Genomic DNA, 18,082 nt, shown 5'->3' on the forward strand with positions numbered 1-18,082 from the left:
CCCGCGCTCAGTCCGGCCGGGGCATGGCGCGCAGGCGCTCGATCTGGGTGTGGCTGAGGTCGTGGGCCCGGCGCAGGTGCCGGGTGATCGCCCGCAGCTCGTCCTCGCTGTGGTCGTCCAGGAGGGTCTGCCAGGTCCGGCCGAGGTCGTCCCACAGCGCGGTGACACGGGCGAGGCGCTCCGGGACGGGGGTGACCAGCACCCGGCGGCGGTCCTGCCGGTCGGGGGTGCGGGTGACGTAGCCGCCGCGCTCCAGCCGGTCCACCAGACGGGTGGCCGAGCCGGTGGTGAGACCGGTGCGGTCGGCGATCTGCCGGACGGTGAGCGGTTCGGGCTCGGCGGTCAGCAGGCTCAGGCACTGCACGTCGGTCGGGTGCAGGCCGAGGTGGTCGGCGACGGCCTGGTTGAACAGCACGTAGGCGGCCAGGTAGCGCCGGGACTCCAGGGCCAGGTCCTCGTACAGGCGGGCCCGGTCGGGGTCTGTCTCGTCGGTCACTGGCTCTCCTCACGAAATTACTGCGCGGCGCAGTAACCGTTCCTCTAATCTGCTGCGCGGCGCAGCAAATGCGCCACACAGTAATCGTACCGACCAGGGGGACACCCATGCTCACCATCGCCGTCACCGGCGCCACCGGGGCCCAGGGCGGGGCCACCGCCCGCGCCCTGCTGAACGCCGGCCACCACGTCCGCGCGCTGACCCGCCGGCCCGGCTCACCCGCCGCCGAGGCGCTGCGCGGCCTGGGCGCCGAGGTCCGCCACGCCGACTTCGACGACCCCGGCCCGCTCGCCGCCGCCCTCGCCGGCGCCGACGCGCTCTTCGCGGTGACCACCCCGTTCGGCACCGACACCCGCACGGAGATCCGGCAGGGCACGGCCCTCGTGGACGCGGCGGCCGGGGCCCGCCTCGGCCATGTGGTCCTCACCTCCGCCGCCCACGCCGACCGCGGCACCGGCGTCCCGCACTTCGAGAGCAAGTGGGCGGTCGAACAGCACCTGCGCGCCTCCGGTCTGCCCTGGACGGTGATCGCCCCGGCCGCGTTCATGGACAACTACGCGAGCGGCTGGACCCTCGACGGGCTGCGCACCGGCGTCTTCGCCTGGCCCATGCCGGCCGACCGTCCGCTGACGCTCATCCCGGCCACCGACATCGGCGCGTTCGCCGCGCTGGCCCTCCAGCGCCGGGACGACTTCGCGGGCCTGCGCGTCGACATCGCCTCCGACACGTGCACCCCCGCGCAGATCGCGGCCACCCTCAGCACCGCCCTGTCCCGCCCGGTCACCCACGCACAGCCGCCCCTCACCCAGGTCCGCACCCACTCCCCCGACCTGGCGGCGATGTTCGCCTACTTCACCGGCACGGGCCTCGACGTCGACGTCGCCGGCCTGCGCCACGCCCACCCCGGGATCGCCTGGCACACCTTCGCGGACTGGGCGGGCGAGCAGAACTGGGCGGCGCTGCTGGACCGTTAGCGCAAGCAGGTCCGGCAACCTTCTCCCGCTCCATGGCGACTGCGGTGCGGCACCACCCCACCCGGACAACCGACTGGAGTCGTCCATGAGCCCCCACATCCCCCGGAGCGCCCGCCACCGCAGGAGCCGTACGGCGCCGGCCCTCGGGCTGCCGCTCGCGCTCGCCGCCGCCCTCGGCTACGGCCTCCTCGCCCCCGGTGCCCAGCCGCGGGCCTCCGCCGCCACCGCCGACGTCCCGGCCTGGGCCACCGCCACCGCCGACGGGTTCGCCTCGGTCGACGCGCTCGGGCAGAACGGCACGTACGGCGGCCGGGGCGGGGAGACCGTCACCGTGAAGACGCTCGCCGACCTGGAGAAGTACGCCACCGCCGAGAAGCCGTACATCATCGTCGTCGCGGCGGCGATCACGATGGACCCGGTCGGCAGGGAGATCAAGGTCCGGTCGGACAAGACCATCATCGGCTCCGGGACCTCGGGGCAGATCGTCGGCGGCGGCTTCTTCCTCGGCCAGGGCGTCCACAACGTGATCATCCGGAACCTGACCATCCGGGACGCGTACCAGGGAGTCTGGAACGACAAGGAGCACGACTACGACGGCATCCAGATGGACGGCGTCCACCACGTCTGGATCGACCACAACGACATCCGGCACATGGCCGACGGGCTCATCGACAGCCGCAAGGACACCACGTACCTGACGGTCTCCTGGAACCGGCTCGGCCAGGACAACAAGGCGTTCGGCATCGGCTGGACCGAGAACACCACCGCCGACATCACGATCCACCACAACTGGATCCGCGAGACCGAGCAGCGCAACCCGTCCACGGACAACGTCGCCCACGCGCACCTGTACAACAACTACCTCCAGGACGAGCCGGGGACCGCGATCACGTCCTCGTACGGCAACTACGCGCGCGGCAGAACCAACATGCTGCTGGAGAACTCCTCCTTCCAGGGCCTGGACAACCCGGTGATCAGGGACAGCACCGCCACCCTCGTCCAGCGCGGCAACGTCTTCTCCGGCACCAGCGGCCGCAACGAGAGCGGCGGTCCGGGCGCCGCGTGGGACCCGAGGAGCTACTACGGCTACACCCTCGACAAGACCGCCGACGTCCCGTCGGTCGTGAAGTCCGGCGCGGGTCCGCGCAGTTCGCTCGGCACGACGGTCGGTGCCGCCAAGGCCGCCGCCACCACCCTCACCGTGGCCAAGGACGGCTCCGGGCAGTACACGACCGTGCAGGCCGCCGTGAACGCCGTCCCCGCGAACAACCCGTCCCGGGTCGTCATCGCCGTGCGGCCGGGCACGTACCGGGAGACCGTCAAGGTCCCGGCGAACAAGCCGCACATCACCATCCAGGGCACGGGATCCAGCCGCAAGGACACGGTGATCGTCTACGGCAACGCGGCCGGCACGAGGAAGCCCGACGGATCGGGGACGTACGGCACCGGCGGCAGCGCCACCGTCGCCGTGGAGGCCGACGACTTCCAGGCCCGCAACCTCAGCATCTCCAACGACTTCGACGAGGGCGCCCACCAGGACATCGCCCAGCAGGCCGTCGCCCTGCGCACCGCCGCCGACAAGGTGTTCCTGGACGGGGTCATCGTCAGCGGGGACCAGGACACGCTGCTCCTCGACACCGCCGCCAAGGACAAGCTCGGCCGGGTCTACATGACCGACTCCTACATCACCGGCAACGTCGACTTCATCTTCGGGTGGGCCACCGCCGTGCTCGACAGGTCGGTCATCACCCTGAAGAAGCGCTGGGACGGCAGCTCCGCCGGCTATGTCACGGCCCCCAGCACCGCGGCCGGCCGCAAGGGCATCCTGATCACCGACTCGGCCGTCACCGGCAGCGTCTCCGACCGCTCCTTCCACCTCGGCCGGCCCTGGCACGCCGGCGGCGACGCCACCCTCGACCCGCAGACCACCGTCCGGGACACCACCCTGAGCGCCGCGATCAAGTCCGCCCCCTGGACCGACATGAGCGGCTTCTCCTGGAAGGACGACCGCTTCGCCGAGTACCGCAACACCGGCGCCGGCGCGGGCCCGGCGAGCACCGACCGGCCCCAGCTGACCGACACCCAGGCCGCCGACCAGGAGATCGCCGACTGGCTGGGGGGCTGGGGGCCGACCACGTCCTGAGCCGGACGGGATCGCCCCGACCGCCGGACGGGTCCGCCCCGGCCGACGAAAGGAGTCGCCCAGCGGCACCGGCGGCTCCTTTCCACAGCGGTGGACAACGGTCGGGGCGGGGCCGCCGGGGCGACCACCGGCAACGGCGGCCCCGTACGCGCCGTTCGCTTCCGGCGGGGAATCGCCCACCGCTACGATGACGGCACGTCAGACGGACCGTCGGGGGAGGCAACGGTGGAGATCGGGCTCGCGGACGCCCTCAAGGCGCTGCGCGACGAGCTGGCCCAGGCCACGCACGAGGCCGAAGGGCACGCGGTGCGGCTCCACGTCGAGTCGGTCGACCTGAATCTCCAGGTGGCCGTCACCGACAGCCTGGAGGCCGGCGGCGGAGTGAAGTTCTGGGTCGTGTCGGCGAACGGCAAGGCGACCGGCACGACGGCCGTCACCCACACGGTCTCCCTCCGGCTGAAGGCCGAGACGGCCGACGGCAACCGGGTGCTCACCGGCGCCGACCCCACCGAGCGAGTGCGCCTGACGGACGGCTGACCGGGCCGAGGTGACCCATGAACCACCTCGACCGCGTCATACAGGTCGTCGGCCGGGAGACCGGTGACGCCGCCGGCCCGTTCTTCGTGGCATCGGGGGTGCTGCTCGCCGACGACCTGGCCCTGACCGCCGCGCACGCGGTACGGGACACCACCGACGGCGTCCCCGGCCGCGTCCGCTACGAGGTGCGCCCGTCGGCCGGCGCGGGAAAGCCACTGCGGGTGTCCCGTGTCGTCCCCCACGCCGGCCGCGACCTCGCCCTCCTCGTCCTCGATCCGGACGGGGCCGCCCCGCAGCCGCTCGGCCCGCCCCTGCGCTTCGCCGAACTGCCGCACACCATCGGCCAGACGGACGTCCACGCCGTCGGGTTCCCCCGGTTCGCCGTGGAGGACTCCCGGCCCCGCAGCCACCAGATCGACGCCACCGTCCAGCTCGGCTCCGACCGCACCGGCCACCAGCTCCAGCTCTCCGTCCTCAGCAGCGACCCGCCCCCGGCGGCACCGGGCCGCTCCCCGTGGTCCGGGTTCTCGGGCGCGGGCGTCCTCACCAAGGCGGAGGGCCTGCTGGCGGGCATCGTCACCAGCCACCGCCCCTCCGGCGACCGCCGCACCACCACCGCCACCGACCTCACCGGCCTGGACGACCCCGGGTTCCTCTCCGTCCTGGCCGCACACGGTGTCGACGCCACCCCGGTCCCCGTCCACCCGCCCGCCTCCGGCACCCCGCACTGGCTGCCGCACCCGGTGCGGACCGTGCTCGCCCGGCAACGGGCCGAGGCCGACGAGCTCCCCCACCGCTTCCGCCAGGACCGCCGCCCGCGACGGCTCACCGCGGTGTACGTCCGGCAGGTGCTCAGCGCCTGGGAGAACGGCCCCGAGGGACCCGGCGGCAGACCGGAGGGCGCCGAGCACGCGGGACGGGTGACACAGAGCGCGGGCCCGCCGCGCCGGCTCGCCGACATCCTCGGCGACGAGAGCGGCCACGTCCTGGTGGAGGCCGGTCCGGGCGCGGGCAAGTCCACGCTGCTGCACAGGTGTGCCCTGGAGTACGGCCACGCCGCCCTCGCGGCGAGCGGCGGCCAGGGCTGCCTGGTGCCCCTGTGGGTCACGGCCGCCGAGCTCGCCGACCCCGCGCATTCCCTGGAGGCGGCGGTGGCGGCCGCGACCGGCCTCGACACCGGCACCGGGACGCTGCCCCGGCTCCCCGCCGGCACACGCTGGCTCGTCCTGGTCGACGCCCTCGACGAGGTCCACCACGACCGGCGCGACCGCCTCATCCACCGGCTCGCCGACCACGCCGCCCAGAGCGCCGGCCCCCTGCGTCTGCTGGTCACCACACGCCCCGACCCGGAGGCCACGGCGGAGCTGGCCGGGGCCGGTTTCCAGCGCTACCTGCTCGCCCCCTTCGACCGGCAGGGTCTGGAGGAGTTCGCCCGGTCCTGGTTCCGGGACACCGGAACGAACACCCTCGCCGCCGACTTCCTGCGGCAGATCGACGACAGCGGACTCGCCGACCTGCTGCGCAACCCGCTGCTGGCGACCGTCACGGCGGTCGTCTTCGAGAACGCGCCCCACCGGCCCCTGCCCGACAACCGCTGGGGCCTGTACGAGGAGTACCGGCTGCATCTGCGCGCCACCAAGCGGAAGCAGGCGGAGCGGATGTGGCGGGAGCTGGCGGACGGCTGCGCCGGCGCGCGGGCGCGGAGCGCCGTGGCGGCACTGCGGAACCGGCTCGACGAGTTGCTCGGCCACCTCGCCCACGCCCAGCTCACCGAGGACGTGCGCGACCTGCCGGGCGCGGCACACCGCTGGTGGGAGGAGACGGCCGGCGACGACGAAGGACACCGCTTCGGCGCCGTCGCCCCGGTGGACGGCTGGGCGGACGTCATCACGGAAGCCCTGCTGAGCACCGGGCTGTTCGTACGGCAGGGACGGGACCTCGCCTTCCTGCACACGACGTTCGCCGAGCACATGGCGGCGGAGCTGCTCGCGGACGGTTTGCCGGACTCCTTCGATCTTGAGGTGCGGGCCTGGCGCACCGCGGTCATCACGGCGTCCGGCCGGACCGAGCACCCGCTGACCGACCTGTACCGGACCGCCCTGGTCCACTACTGCCACCGCCACCGGCAGGGAGGCCGGGCGCTGCTCGACTGGCTGCAACAGGGCACGCTGACCGACCAGATGCTGGCCGCCGAGCTGCTCGCCGCGCGGTGTCCGGCGGAGGGGGCGCACCACCGGCGCTTCGTGGAGGCGGTGCGCCGGGAGCCGGGCCTCGCTTCCGAGGGGAAGGTGTGGGACCTGCTGGCGCGGATGCGCGATCCGCAGGTGCGGGCTTTCCTGGCCGACACCGCGCACGGGGAAGGCCCATGGCGGGCCGAGGCAGTGCTGGCCCTCATGGGTCACGATGCGGGGAGCGCGGCCCGAGCCCTGACGGAGTACGTGCGCCGTACGGACGCCGAGCCGCTCATGCTGGCCGGCGCCGCCCGGGCGCTGGCCGAGACAGACCCGGCGTACACCTCCACGGCGGCGGACGTGCTGCGCGCCGTGCTGGCACATCCCCGCGCCGACCTCTGGGACAGGGCCGAGACGGCGAACTGCCTCGCGCGGCTGGGTGACGCGTACGCGCACGAGGGAGTCCGGGAACTGGTGAACCTCCTGGACGGGGCGGCGGCGCCGGACGCCCTGGGCTTCGACAATGTCGTGCGCCACCTGCTGGACATGGGCGAAAGCCATTCCGATCAGGTTGCCCGGAGGCTCGCCCGGCTGACCGCCGATCCCCACACCAGCCGGTACCGGCGGGAGAGGTCGGTACAGACCCTGATCGAGCTGGGGGAGCCCTATCATCCCTTGATCGCGGAGCCGCTCGAAGCGGTCATCACAGACCCGCTGTCCCAGGCCTTCGCCCGACGGGAGGCCACCCAGACCCTTGCCGGGCTGGGTCCCGGGTACGCGGAGCGGGCAGCGCGTGCGCTGAGGGACTTCATCGCCGGCACGGTCACCCAGACGTTCGAGCGTTACGACGCCATCGAACAGCTGGCCGGGCTCGGCGGTCCGTTCACGGCGGAGGCCGCACAGACGTATCTCGCCATGGCCACCGATCCGGACATCCCGGATGGCCTGCGGGTCAGATGCGCGGAACGGCTGACCGAACTGGGCAGACGGTTCGCGGAGTCCTCCGAGCGTGCCTGGCGCTCGCTGCTCGACGGTGATCCGAGCCGTGAACTCAGGGAGCGGGCGACCGAAGCCCTGCGTCGGCTGAAAGAACTCCCTCCGGCTCCCGTGACCGATCACGCGACCGGCCCTGCGACGGAGGAAACGGCGCGCGTGGCACGTCATACGCTCGCCAGCCGGCGGTCATCGCCCGCGGGGAAGGTGAAGGCGGCCGGAGATCTCGCGTCCCTGGGTGAACCCTTCGTCGCGGAAGCGGCTGAGGAACTGCTCAAGGTGATCGCCGATCGTGACTGTCCGTGGACGTCGCAGACCCGGGCCGCAGAGGTGCTGCGCACACTGGACGGGCCCCACCTGGATCACGTCGGACAGCAGCTGCGCGAGCGATTCACCGCGGCAGCCGGCAGGGCCACGGTGCGATCGGCGGCAGCGCGTGCCCTGCTGGCCATCGGTCTGCTGGAACTGCCAGGGGACATCGAGCATCTGCACGTGCTTCTCACCGGCACGACCGAGAGTTCGTTCTCCTTGGAGACATTGCGTCCCGTTCTGGCCGGCCCCGACGGTACTCGCGCGGCCGAACTCGTCCCGGTACTGCGTCACATGCTCACCGACGCCGACGCGCTGCGCCGGCACACGGCAGCGGCAACACTACGGCTGATGGGAGAGCCCGTTCTCACGTCGGTCGCCGCCGGCCTGGACAAGGAGGCGGCCGACACCGGCACCCGGCCCGAGCGGCGGCTCAGGGCGGCCCGGGCCCTTCTCGCACTGAACGGGCCGTACATTCCCGTCGACACCGAGCTGCTGCGCAGCGTCGCCACCGATCGCGACAGCGACACGAGCGAGCGCTTGAGGGCCGTCGACATCCTCGTCTGCCTCGACCGGGGCTACGCCGGCATCGCGGCGCGTCTGCTGCGTTCCGTGGTACGACACCGGAGAACGGGCACCCAGGACTTCCTGCTCGCCGCGAGACTGCTGGTGCGGCTCGGTCACCGGCACCTGCACGCAGCGGTGCGTGCCCTCCGCTCCGTCGCGGTGGGCTGGCGCCACGGTCCGGCGGCGGCCCAGACGCTTGCCGCCCTCGGCGCGCCGTACGACGAGATCGCGGCGGACTGCGTCAGACGATCGGCTCGCCGCTGGTGGGTGGCGCCCGAGGACCAGTTGAGCAAGGCCTTCTTCCTGAGCCAGCTCCCCACGCACATCTCCGACGCGGTACGGGTCCTGCGTGGTCTCATACGCCGCCCCTGGACCGGCGTGGCCTTCCGCTCGGTCGCGGTCATGAGAATGGCCGAGCTCCAGGGCTCGTACGGTGCCCTGGCGGCCGACGACCTCACCCTGACACGGTTCACCCGGCTCAGCCCGCCGGGGCGCCGCCTGGAAGTGGCCGAGTGCCTGCTGCTGCTCGGGAAGGAACACCACACCCGAGCCGCCGCCGTGCTGCTCGGCGTGGTCACGAGCCGCTTCGCCGAGAGCGTGACCATGTGCACGGCGGTGGAGCAACTCTGCGGCCTGGGCGACGACCATCGCGAGCCGGCACTCCGGGCGCTGCGCACCGCGTCCACCAGACGCGGTCTGCTGCGGTCCCGCCGGTACGAACAGCGGAAGGCGGCCGAGATGCTCGCCTCACTCGAAGCGTCGCCTCCCGCCGCCCCCGCCCGTGCCACCGGTCCCGCCGGGGCTACTGCACGACCGTGATCCGGTCCGCCTTCGGCGGCGTGATCGGGGACGTGGCCGACGAGTTGGCCGTCAGGTACTTCTCCAGTGCCGTCAGATCGTCCGCGCCGACCAGGTCACCCGTGCCCTGGGCCAGCGTGGGGAAGCCGTCGCCGCCGCCCGCGAGGAAGCTGTTGGTGGCGACCCGGTAGGTGGCCGACGGGTCGATCGGGGCGCCGTTCAGACGGATGGAGCCGGTGACCACACGGTCCGCGCCGGACTTGGTGAGGTCCAGGGTGTAGGTGAGGCCGGCGGACGGCTGGAGGATCTTCGGGGCCGCCGCGTTGGCGCCGCTGACCTGCTCCTTGAGGACCTGGATGAGCTGGGCGCCGGTGAAGTCCTGGAGGTTCACGGTGTTGGCGAACGGCTGGACCGTGAAGCCCTCGGCGTAGGTGACCACGCCGTCGCCCTCGGCACCCTTGGCCGCGTAGGTGAGGCCGGCCCGGACCCCGCCCGGGTTCATCAGCGCGAGGCTGGTCCTCGGGTCCAGCTCCCGGCCGTGGGCGAGCTGCGCGTCGGCGATGAGGTCGCCCATCGGGGACTCGGTGCCGCTGTTGCCCACGTCGGCGGAGATCCAGCCGATGGGGCGGTTGCCGATCGGGGCGGCCAGGGTGTTCCAGCGCGAGATCAGGTCGGTCATGTCCGGCGCCCTGGGGACGTCCCGGGTGACCACGTGGTTCGCGGACTTCACGGCCGTACGCGCGATGTCGCCGGTGCGGCGGTCGTACGTCAGCGTGGTGTCCGTGTAGAGGCGGCCGAAGGAGGACGCCGAGGTGACCATGCGGGGGCGGCCCGACGGGTCCGGGATCGTGCAGACGTACGCCTGGTGGGTGTGGCCCGTGACCAGGGCGTCCACCGCCGGGGTCACGTTCTTGGCGATGTCCACGATCGGGCCGGAGATGCCGCTGCCCGCGCCCGGGGAGTCACAGTCGTAGTTGTAGGAGCCGGAGGCCGGGTAGCCGCCCTCGTGGATCAGGGCCACGATCGACTGCACGCCCTGGCGCTGGAGCACCTTGGCGTACTTGTTGATGGTCTCGGCCTCGTCCTTGAAGGTCAGGCCCTTGACGCCGTCGGCGGAGACGATGCCGGGGGTGCCCTCCAGCGTGACCCCGATGAAGCCGATCCTGACGTCCTTCTTCTTCCAGACCCAGTACGGCTTCAGGACCGGCTTGCCGGTCTTGTCGTCCAGGACGTTCGCGGCCAGGTACGGGAAGTCGGCGCCCTGGAACTCCTGGTCCGTGTAGCAGCCGTCCGTGGGGTGGCAGCCGCCGTTCTGGAGGCGGGCCAGCTCCCTCGCGCCCTCGTCGAACTCGTGGTTGCCGACCGAGGTGACGTCCAGGTCCAGCTTGTTCAGCGCCTCGACGGTGGGCTCGTCGTGGAAGAGGCCCGACAGCAGGGGGGAGGCGCCGACCAGGTCGCCGCCGGCCGCGGTGATCGAGTACGGGTGGCCGGTGCGGGCCTGGCGGAGGTGGGTCGCGAGGTACTCGACACCGCCCGCGTCGATCGTCTTCGTCGTGCCGTCCGGCTGGAGTTCGGTGACCCGGCCGGAGGAGCCGGACGGGGGCTCCAGGTTGCCGTGCAGGTCGTTGAAGGAGAGCAGCTGGACGTCCTGGTAGCGGCCCGGACGGTGGTGGCTCTCGTGCGCGTCCGCCGGGAGCGCGGCGGTCAGCGCCGCGGCCGTGGCGAGAGTGGCTGCGCTCGCGAGAAGGGCGTACGTACGTCGTCCGGTGCGCCGGGGCGCGGCTGGCATGGGACCCCCCTGTGGGTCGGCTGTGGTGGCTCGGCGCAGCCTAGAGTCAACGCGCGTAGCACGACAGGGGGTTCATGGTTACATCCTGGTTTCCCTTTGCCGGTGCCTTTACCGTGGCTCCCGCCGCGGCCGGTGTGCCGGGAATTAGCCCCGACCGCCCCGTACCCTCATACGCATGAGCAGCGACGACACCGTACGGGGCTTCCCCGCCCGCTCCATCGAGACCTACTCCGCGCTCACTCCGGACCGGGCCGAGGCCGTGCTGGGCCTGCTCGGCGAGGCCGCCCGGGTCGACGGGCAGCAGCCGGTGTCCGAGCAGGGCCGGCTGCAACTGCGCGGCGGAGCCCGCGAGGGCGTCTCGCACCTGCTGCTGGCCGTCGACGGCGAACTCGTCGGTTACGCCCAGCTTGAGGACACCGACCCGGTGGAGGCGCCAGCCGCCGAACTGGTCGTGCACCCCGCGCACCGCGGGCACGGTCACGGCCGGGCGCTCGGCGCGGCCCTGCTCGCCGCCTCCGGCAAGCGGCTGCGGGTGTGGGCGCACGGCGGGCACCCCGCCGCCCGGCACCTCGCCCAGGTGCTCGGCCTGACCCTGTTCCGCGAACTGCGCCAGATGCGCCGGTCGTTGACCGATCTTGAGCTGCCCGAGCCGGCGCTGCCCGAGGGCGTCACCGTGCGCGCCTTCGTGCCCGGCAAGGACGACTCCGCCTGGCTCGCCGTGAACGCCGCCGCCTTCGCCCACCACCCGGAGCAGGGCTCGCTCACCCAGCGGGACCTGGACGACCGCAAGGCCGAGTCGTGGTTCGACCCGGCCGGGTTCTTCCTCGCCGAGCGGCGCGGCGAGCTGATCGGCTTCCACTGGACGAAGGTGCACGCCGAGGAGGGGCTGGGCGAGGTGTACGTCCTCGGGGTCCGGCCCGGTGAACAGGGCGGTGGCCTCGGCAAGGCCCTCACCACGATCGGGCTGCGCCACCTGGCCGCCCAGCAGCTGCCGACCGCGATGCTCTACGTCGACGCCGACAACACGGCGGCGGTGTCGGTGTACGAGCGCCTGGGCTTCACGGTCCACGAGACGGACCTCATGTACCGCACGGAGACCTGACATCTCCGCAGGTGAGGGGCGGTCGTCTTGACGGCCGCCCCTCCTGCGCACCACCTCGCAGGGCCCGGGCGGCGCGGCACGGCCCGATCGACACCGCCGAGCCCTGGGAGGACCTGCCCACCTTCTCCACGGGCGGCCCGCTGATCGCCGCTCCCGCACCGGCCGGGCTGCTCCACGGCCGCCGGCTGGTCACGCTGTGCGTCCCGTCGCACTCGGGGGGTGATCGGCCTGCACGTCGGCTCACCCTGGTCCCGCCGCCGGCCCCTCCCTCCGGCCACGACCTGAGCCTCCTCGGCCCCCGCCCGCCCGGCCGGGAACCCCTTCGGGCCGCCCCCCGCTATCCCGCACGTCATGTCGCCGTAACCATTGATTCAGCCAGGCTTGCGACGCTCGGGCAATGAAGCCCGCCGTGCCAGAGCCTTCGCCGCCCCCCGAGGGGCCCGCGGGGAACGGGGCCGTCACGCTCCCGCCCGCACGTTCCGACGCGCTTGTGTCACCCGTTGCGCGGAAGAATGGGTTCATGAGTCAGCAAGACACCCAGGCAGAGGTACAGCACCCCCAGCCCTCCGTGGGCTCCATCGCCGCGCACCGCCAGCACGCCGTGGCCGCCGTGGTCTCCGACCTGGAACCCGATCTCGACGCGGGTCTCGACACCTACGAGGAGGCGCCGACCGACGGCGCGCCCCTGCCCCAGGGCCGCTTCCTCGACCGGGAACGCAGCTGGCTCGCCTTCAACGAGCGCGTCCTGGAGCTGGCCGAGGACCCGAACACGCCGCTGCTGGAGCGCGCGAACTTCCTCGCGATCTTCGCCAGCAACCTGGACGAGTTCTTCATGGTCCGGGTGGCCGGTCTGAAGCGCCGTATCGCCACCGGCGTCGCCACCCGCTCCGCCTCCGGCCTCCAGCCCCGCGAGGTGCTGGAGATGATCTGGGCCCGCTCCCGCGAGCTGATGGCACGGCACGCCGCCTGCTATCACGAGGACGTCGCCCCCGCGCTCGCGGACGAGGGCATCCACCTGGTCCGCTGGACCGAGCTGACCGACAAGGAACAGGCCCGGCTCTTCACGCTCTTCCGGCACCAGATCTTCCCGGTCCTCACGCCCCTGGCCGTCGACCCCGCGCACCCCTTCCCGTACATCTCCGGGCTCTCCCTGAACCTGGCCGTCGTGGTGCGGAACCCGGTCAGCGGCCACAAGCACTTCGCGCGCGTGAAGGTGCCGCCGCTGCTGTCCCGCTTCCTGGAGGCCTCCCCCGGCCGCTACGTCCCCATCGAGGACGTCATCGCGGCCCCCAACCACCTGGAAGAGCTGTTCCCGGGCATGGAGATCCTGGAGCACCACGCCTTCCGGATCACCCGCAACGAGGACCTGGAGGTCGAGGAGGACGACGCCGAGAACCTCCTCCAGGCCCTGGAGAAGGAACTCATGCGGCGCCGCTTCGGGCCGCCGGTGCGCCTGGAGGTCGAGGAGTCCATCGACCGCGAGGTGCTGGACCTGCTGGTGCGCGAGCTGAAGATCTCCGAGGCGGAGGTCTACCCGCTGCCCGGCCCGCTCGACCTCACCGGCCTCTTCCGCATCCACAGCCTCGACCGGCCGGAGCTGAAGTACCCCAAGTTCGTCGCCGGCACCCACCGCGACCTCGCCGAGGTGGAGTCGGCGTCCGCGCCCGACATCTTCGCGGCGCTGCGCGCGCGGGACGTGCTCCTGCACCACCCCTACGACAGCTTCTCCACCTCCGTGCAGGCGTTCCTGGAGCAGGCCGCCGCCGACCCGGACGTCCTCGCCATCAAGCAGACCCTGTACCGCACCTCCGGCGACTCCCCGATAGTCGACGCGCTCATCGATGCCGCCGAGTCCGGCAAGCAGGTCCTCGTCCTGGTCGAGATCAAGGCCCGCTTCGACGAGCACGCCAACATCAAGTGGGCGCGCAAGCTGGAGGAGGCCGGCTGCCACGTCGTCTACGGCCTGGTCGGCCTGAAGACGCACTGCAAGCTGTCGCTGGTGGTCCGCCAGGAGGGCGAGACCCTGCGCCGCTACAGCCACGTCGGCACCGGCAACTACCACCCGAAGACGGCCCGCCTGTACGAGGACCTCGGGCTGCTCACCGCCGACCCGCAGGTCGGCGCGGATCTCTCCGACCTCTTCAACCGGCTGTCCGGCTACTCGCGCCGCGAGACCTACCGCCGCCTGCTGGTCGCCCCCAAGTCCCTGCGGGACGGACTGGTCGCGCGGATCGACAAGGAGGTCCAGCACCACCGTGCGGGCCGTCCGGCCTTCGTCCGCATCAAGGTCAACTCGATGGTGGACGAGGCGGTGATCGACGCCCTCTACCGGGCCTCCCAGGCGGGCGTGCCGGTCGACATCTGGGTGCGGGGCATCTGCGCCGTCCGCCCGGGCGTCACGGGCCTGTCCGAGAACATACGGGTCCGCTCGATCCTCGGCCGCTTCCTCGAACACTCCCGGGTGTTCGCCTTCGGCAACGGCGGCGAGCCCGAGGTGTGGATCGGCAGCGCCGACATGATGCACCGCAACCTCGACCGCCGGATAGAAGCCCTGGTCCGGGTGGTCGACCCCGGCCACCGCGCGGCCCTCAACCGGCTGCTGGACACCGGCATGTCCGACAGCACCGCCTCCTGGCACCTCGGCCCGGACGGCGAGTGGACGCGGCACGCGACCGACGCGGACGGCCAACCCCTGCGCAACGTCCAGGAGATGCTCATAGACGCCCGGAGGCGCCGGCGTGGCACAGCAACACCTTGACCCGACGGACCCCACGGCCGAGGCGGTGACGGGGAACGCCCTGGCGGGCTACCTGCGCGCCCAGGCCACGGAGTTCCTCCGCGCCCTGCGCCTGCACCGGGAGACCGGGGGCCAGGCGGCCGGACCGGAGGAGCCCGTCGACGCGGCCCGCGCCCTGCGCCGCTCGGCCCGCCGCATCAGCGCCAGCCTGCACACCTTCCGCCCCCTCCTGGACCCCGACTGGTCGGAGGAGATGCGCCCGGAACTGGCCTGGCTGTCCGGCACGCTGGGCCTGGAACACGCCTACGAGGCCCGCCTGGAACGCCTGTTGCTGGCGTTGCACCGGCTGTCGGGCGCGGCCGTGTTCCCGGCGCAGGCCGTGACGGCGCCGTCGAACACCGGTGGTCCGGCCACCGCGACGGCGACGGCGGAGCGCGCCAACCTCACGGTCGGCGCGGCGAAGGCGGGCGCCCTGCTCGAACGCCAGCTCACCCTCGCCCGGACGAGGGCCCACTCCACCGCCCTCCAGGCCCTCGGCTCCTCCCGCTTCCACGCCGTGGCCGACAAGGTGGCCGTACTCGCCAGCGAGGTCCCCCTCACCCCCACCGCCCCCGCCACCACCCTGCACCCCTTGGCCGCCGCGGCCGAGGAACGCCTCACGGACGCCGTCACCGCGCTCCCCCTGGTCACCGCCGGCCACCCCTACAACGCGGAGGCCCTGGTCCACGGCCTGTCCCCGGACCCGTCCCCGCACCCCCAGGACAGCCCCTGGCACCAGGTACGCCTGCTGCTGCGCCTGCACCGGTACGCCCGCGAGGTGCTGCACGGCGGCAACGCCCCGGTGGATGTGCGGCTGCTGACGGCGGGCCAGGCACTGAACCGGCACCGGGACGCCTCGGAGGCGGCAGCGGCGGCGGCGCAGGCGGCCCGCACACCCCGGATCACCCCGGCGACGGCGTACGCGCTCGGTGTGCTCCACGCCGACCAGCGGCATGAGGTCGAGGCGGCCCGGTTCGCGTTCCAGCAGGCGTGGCAGAAGCAGACCGTCCCCGCGCCCTGACCCCACGAGGAGGCGGTGTGAACGACACCGTGGTCCAGGCGGCCGGCTGTGTGCTGTGGCGCCGCTCCCCGGTCTCCGGCGACCTGGAGATCTGTCTGGTCCACCGGCCGAAGTACGACGACTGGTCCCACCCCAAGGGCAAGCTGAAGCGGGGCGAGGACCCGCTGGCCGGCGCGCTGCGCGAGGTCGCGGAGGAGACCGGGTACACCGCGGAGCCGGGCGGCGAGCTGCCGACCCTGCAGTATTCGGCCAACGGCCGCCCGAAGCGGGTGCGGTACTGGGCCGCGGAGGCGGTTTCCGGCCACTTCGCGCCGAACGCCGAGGTGGACCGCATCCTCTGGCTGGCCCCGGCGGCGGCCCGGGCCCGGCTGACCCAACCGCGCGACGGGGACCTGGTGGACGCGCTCCTGCGGGCCCTGGAGCGCCGGTGACGGTCAGAGGCCCGTCGTGTGCCCCTCCGCGTCCGTACGGGCCTGGCTGCGGGCCCGGCGGGCGGGGCCGCGCCAGCCGCAACTGCATCTGGCCACACAGAAGGGGCCCTGCTCGGTCGTCGTCGTGAGGTGCTCCTGCCCGGACCGGGCGCGTTCCGACCCGTCCTCCGGTACCGCGGTAACTGCCACACCGTCAAAGGTACCCAGACCCGGTTAAAGAGTTGGTCTGCCTCCCGACGGCACCGGTCTGCCCGACTCCTGCCGACACCGGCCACATCCCCGTCAGCGCCGCACTCGCCCCCGTCGGCACCGCACTCGCCCCCGTCGGCACCGCACTCGCCCCCGTCGGCACCGGACGCGCCCCCGTCGGCACCGCACTCGCCCCCGTCGGCGCCACCCCACCCCCACCCGCGCCGCACTCGCCCCCGTCGGCACCGCACTCGCCCCCGTCGGCGCCACCCCACCCCCACCCGCGCCGCACTCGCGCCCACCGGCGCCAGCCTCGCCCCCTCGGCTTCACTCCCACCCCCCACTGGCACCAGCCCCACCCCCGCCGGCACCGTACTCCCCCCGTCGGCACCGTACTCCCCCCGTCGGCGCCGTACTCCCCCCGTCGGCGCCACCCACCCTCACCCGCGCCGCACTCGCGCCCACCGGCGCCAGCCTCGCCCCCTCGGCTGCAATCCCGCCCCCCGCCGGCGCCGGTCCCGCTCCCCTCGCCCCGGCGCGCCCCCGCCGCCGCTCCCGGCGGCGCGTGACGGCGCCCCCCAGCCGTCGTTATCCGGACGACAGGGGGCCCGTGACGGACACACCGGCTGGGGGTAGGCAGGCGATGGATCGGCGGCAGCACAGGCGCGCGGGCGGCGCGGTCGTCGCGGCGGGTGTCCTCCTCGCCCTCGGGACGGGCGCCACGGGCTGTTCCGGCAGCGGGGCCGCCGCCGAGGACGTCAAGGGCGCGGGCGACCCCGTCGCCACCCTGCACCGGGCCGCCGACGCGCTGCGGGACGCGGGCAGTTCCAAGGCCGGCACCTCGATGGAGATGGCCACCGGCGGCACCCGGGTCACCATCCGCGGCAAGGGCGTCTACGACTACCGGCACCGCCTCGGCCGGCTCACGGTGGTGCTGCCCGAGGACCCGACGGGCGCCTCCGAACACCGACCCATCACCGAACTCCTCGCCCCGGGCGCGCTGTTCATGAAGAACCGGGGCGCCGGCGTGCCCGCCGACAAGTGGGTGCGGGTGGAGACCGCGACGCTGTCCGACGGCAATCTGGTCACCGGCGGAGCGACCGACCCGTACGCGGCGGCCGAGGTGCTGCGCGGCACGCGGGAGGCGGTCTTCGTCGGCCGGACCGAGGTCGCCGGGACGGCGGTGCGGCACTACCGGGGCACCGCCGACCTGCGCCGCGCGGCCCGGTACGCCTCCGCCGCGAACAGGGCGGCCCTGGCCGCGGCGGCAAAGGGGTTCGCCACGGCCGAGGTGCCGTTCGACGCGTACCTGGACGACCAGGGCCGCATCCGCAAGCTGCGGCAGCGCTTCAGCTTCGTCAACGGCCGCCAGAAGGCCACCGTGGCGGTCGCCTCCACCCTGCTGCTGTACGACTTCGGCGCCCCCGCCGACGTACGGCTGCCGGCCCCGGAGGACATCTACGCGGGCCGGATCGCCGAGGAGGGCGGGACCGGCGGCGGGGCCTGAAACCGGCCAGTCACTAGTCCGGGTCGCCACCCCGTAAGTAGCCCGTCCGTGCCATGCGCGGTGCGTGGAGCGCTGCCTACTCTAGGGAGCGGTGACGTCCGAGAAGAGGTGAGGCGGGTGGCTGCGGTCGGCGGCACGGCGGTTCAGGACCACGTGGCCCTCGCCGAGATCGAGCTGTGCGGAGAGCTGATCATCGCGGCCTCCGCCGCCGAGGACCGGCTCAGCCTGGAGAGCATCGACGAGGTGCTGCGGGTCGCCGAGGAGCGGAACGCGGCCTGA

General features: G+C 73.2%; 13 protein-coding genes. 10 read left to right on the forward strand and 3 right to left on the reverse strand.

The window, feature by feature from the left end; all coding sequences use genetic code 11:
* Positions 1-7 precede the first annotated feature (7 nt).
* The gene (locus tag ACH4LD_RS09885) at positions 8-496 is read right to left on the reverse strand and encodes a MarR family winged helix-turn-helix transcriptional regulator (protein ID WP_398055633.1); all 489 of its coding nucleotides are present in this window, start codon (positions 494-496) and stop codon (positions 8-10) included.
* Positions 497-603: 107 nt separating this feature from the next.
* Between ACH4LD_RS09885 and ACH4LD_RS09890 the strand changes: the two genes are divergently transcribed.
* From ACH4LD_RS09890 to ACH4LD_RS09905, 4 genes are all read left to right on the forward strand, one after another.
* Positions 604-1,470, forward strand: coding sequence for an NmrA/HSCARG family protein (locus ACH4LD_RS09890; protein ID WP_398055634.1), 867 nt, complete (start codon positions 604-606; stop codon positions 1,468-1,470).
* 85 nt (positions 1,471-1,555) lie between these two features.
* On the forward strand, positions 1,556-3,613 hold the full coding sequence (locus ACH4LD_RS09895; protein WP_398055635.1) for a pectinesterase family protein: 2,058 nt from the start codon (positions 1,556-1,558) through the stop codon (positions 3,611-3,613).
* A 225-nt stretch (positions 3,614-3,838) separates the two neighbouring features.
* A complete protein-coding gene (locus ACH4LD_RS09900) occupies positions 3,839-4,150 on the forward strand; it encodes a trypco2 family protein (RefSeq protein WP_132785477.1) in 312 nt (103 codons plus the stop codon).
* A 17-nt stretch (positions 4,151-4,167) separates the two neighbouring features.
* Entirely contained in the window at positions 4,168-9,009 is a 4,842-nt protein-coding gene (locus ACH4LD_RS09905; RefSeq protein WP_398055636.1) for a trypsin-like peptidase domain-containing protein, read from the forward strand.
* On the opposite strand, the gene ACH4LD_RS09910 is transcribed toward ACH4LD_RS09905, so the two are convergent.
* Complete coding sequence (locus ACH4LD_RS09910; protein WP_398055637.1) at positions 8,993-10,777, reverse strand: bifunctional metallophosphatase/5'-nucleotidase; 1,785 nt, start codon at positions 10,775-10,777, stop codon at positions 8,993-8,995. The two genes, ACH4LD_RS09905 and ACH4LD_RS09910, sit on opposite strands and share 17 nt — an antisense overlap.
* 175 nt (positions 10,778-10,952) lie before the next feature.
* Here ACH4LD_RS09910 and mshD point away from each other — a divergent pair, with 175 nt between their 5' ends.
* From mshD to ACH4LD_RS09930, 4 genes are all read left to right on the forward strand, one after another.
* Entirely contained in the window at positions 10,953-11,879 is a 927-nt protein-coding gene (gene mshD, locus ACH4LD_RS09915; RefSeq protein WP_132785480.1) for a mycothiol synthase, read from the forward strand.
* Between the two features lie 397 nt (positions 11,880-12,276).
* Entirely contained in the window at positions 12,277-14,637 is a 2,361-nt protein-coding gene (locus ACH4LD_RS09920; protein WP_398055638.1) for an RNA degradosome polyphosphate kinase, read from the forward strand.
* A complete protein-coding gene (locus ACH4LD_RS09925) occupies positions 14,618-15,676 on the forward strand; it encodes a CHAD domain-containing protein (RefSeq protein ID WP_398055639.1) in 1,059 nt (352 codons plus the stop codon). The genes ACH4LD_RS09920 and ACH4LD_RS09925 overlap by 20 nt, the downstream gene beginning before the upstream one ends.
* A 17-nt stretch (positions 15,677-15,693) precedes the next feature.
* The gene (locus ACH4LD_RS09930; RefSeq protein WP_398055640.1) at positions 15,694-16,107 is read left to right on the forward strand and encodes an NUDIX hydrolase; all 414 of its coding nucleotides are present in this window, start codon (positions 15,694-15,696) and stop codon (positions 16,105-16,107) included.
* 3 nt (positions 16,108-16,110) lie between these two features.
* Here ACH4LD_RS09930 and ACH4LD_RS09935 read toward each other — a convergent pair whose 3' ends face one another.
* Positions 16,111-16,296 (reverse strand): hypothetical protein, encoded by a 186-nt coding sequence (locus tag ACH4LD_RS09935; RefSeq protein WP_132785484.1) that lies wholly within the window; start codon positions 16,294-16,296, stop codon positions 16,111-16,113.
* Positions 16,297-16,939: 643 nt separating this feature from the next.
* Between ACH4LD_RS09935 and ACH4LD_RS09940 the strand changes: the two genes are divergently transcribed.
* Both ACH4LD_RS09940 and ACH4LD_RS09945 read left to right on the forward strand, forming a co-directional pair.
* On the forward strand, positions 16,940-17,803 hold the full coding sequence (locus ACH4LD_RS09940) for a hypothetical protein (RefSeq protein ID WP_398055641.1): 864 nt from the start codon (positions 16,940-16,942) through the stop codon (positions 17,801-17,803).
* Between the two features lie 117 nt (positions 17,804-17,920).
* A complete protein-coding gene (locus tag ACH4LD_RS09945) occupies positions 17,921-18,082 on the forward strand; it encodes a hypothetical protein (RefSeq protein ID WP_014673530.1) in 162 nt (53 codons plus the stop codon).

Source organism: Streptomyces sp. NPDC017676 (assembly GCF_044329325.1).
Classification (GTDB): Bacteria; Actinomycetota; Actinomycetes; order Streptomycetales; family Streptomycetaceae; genus Streptomyces.

Excerpts from the sequence above, each read along its gene's own strand:
- ACH4LD_RS09890 (WP_398055634.1), top strand. The coding sequence starts at position 604 with ATGCTCACCATCGCCGTCACCGGCGCCACCGGGGCCCAGGGCGGGGCC.
- ACH4LD_RS09895 (WP_398055635.1), top strand. The coding sequence starts at position 1,556 with ATGAGCCCCCACATCCCCCGGAGCGCCCGCCACCGCAGGAGCCGTACG.
- ACH4LD_RS09905 (WP_398055636.1), top strand. The coding sequence starts at position 4,168 with ATGAACCACCTCGACCGCGTCATACAGGTCGTCGGCCGGGAGACCGGT.
- ACH4LD_RS09910 (WP_398055637.1), bottom strand. The coding sequence starts at position 10,777 with ATGCCAGCCGCGCCCCGGCGCACCGGACGACGTACGTACGCCCTTCTC.
- mshD (WP_132785480.1), top strand. The coding sequence starts at position 10,953 with ATGAGCAGCGACGACACCGTACGGGGCTTCCCCGCCCGCTCCATCGAG.
- ACH4LD_RS09920 (WP_398055638.1), top strand. The coding sequence starts at position 12,277 with ATGAAGCCCGCCGTGCCAGAGCCTTCGCCGCCCCCCGAGGGGCCCGCG.
- ACH4LD_RS09940 (WP_398055641.1), top strand. The coding sequence starts at position 16,940 with ATGGATCGGCGGCAGCACAGGCGCGCGGGCGGCGCGGTCGTCGCGGCG.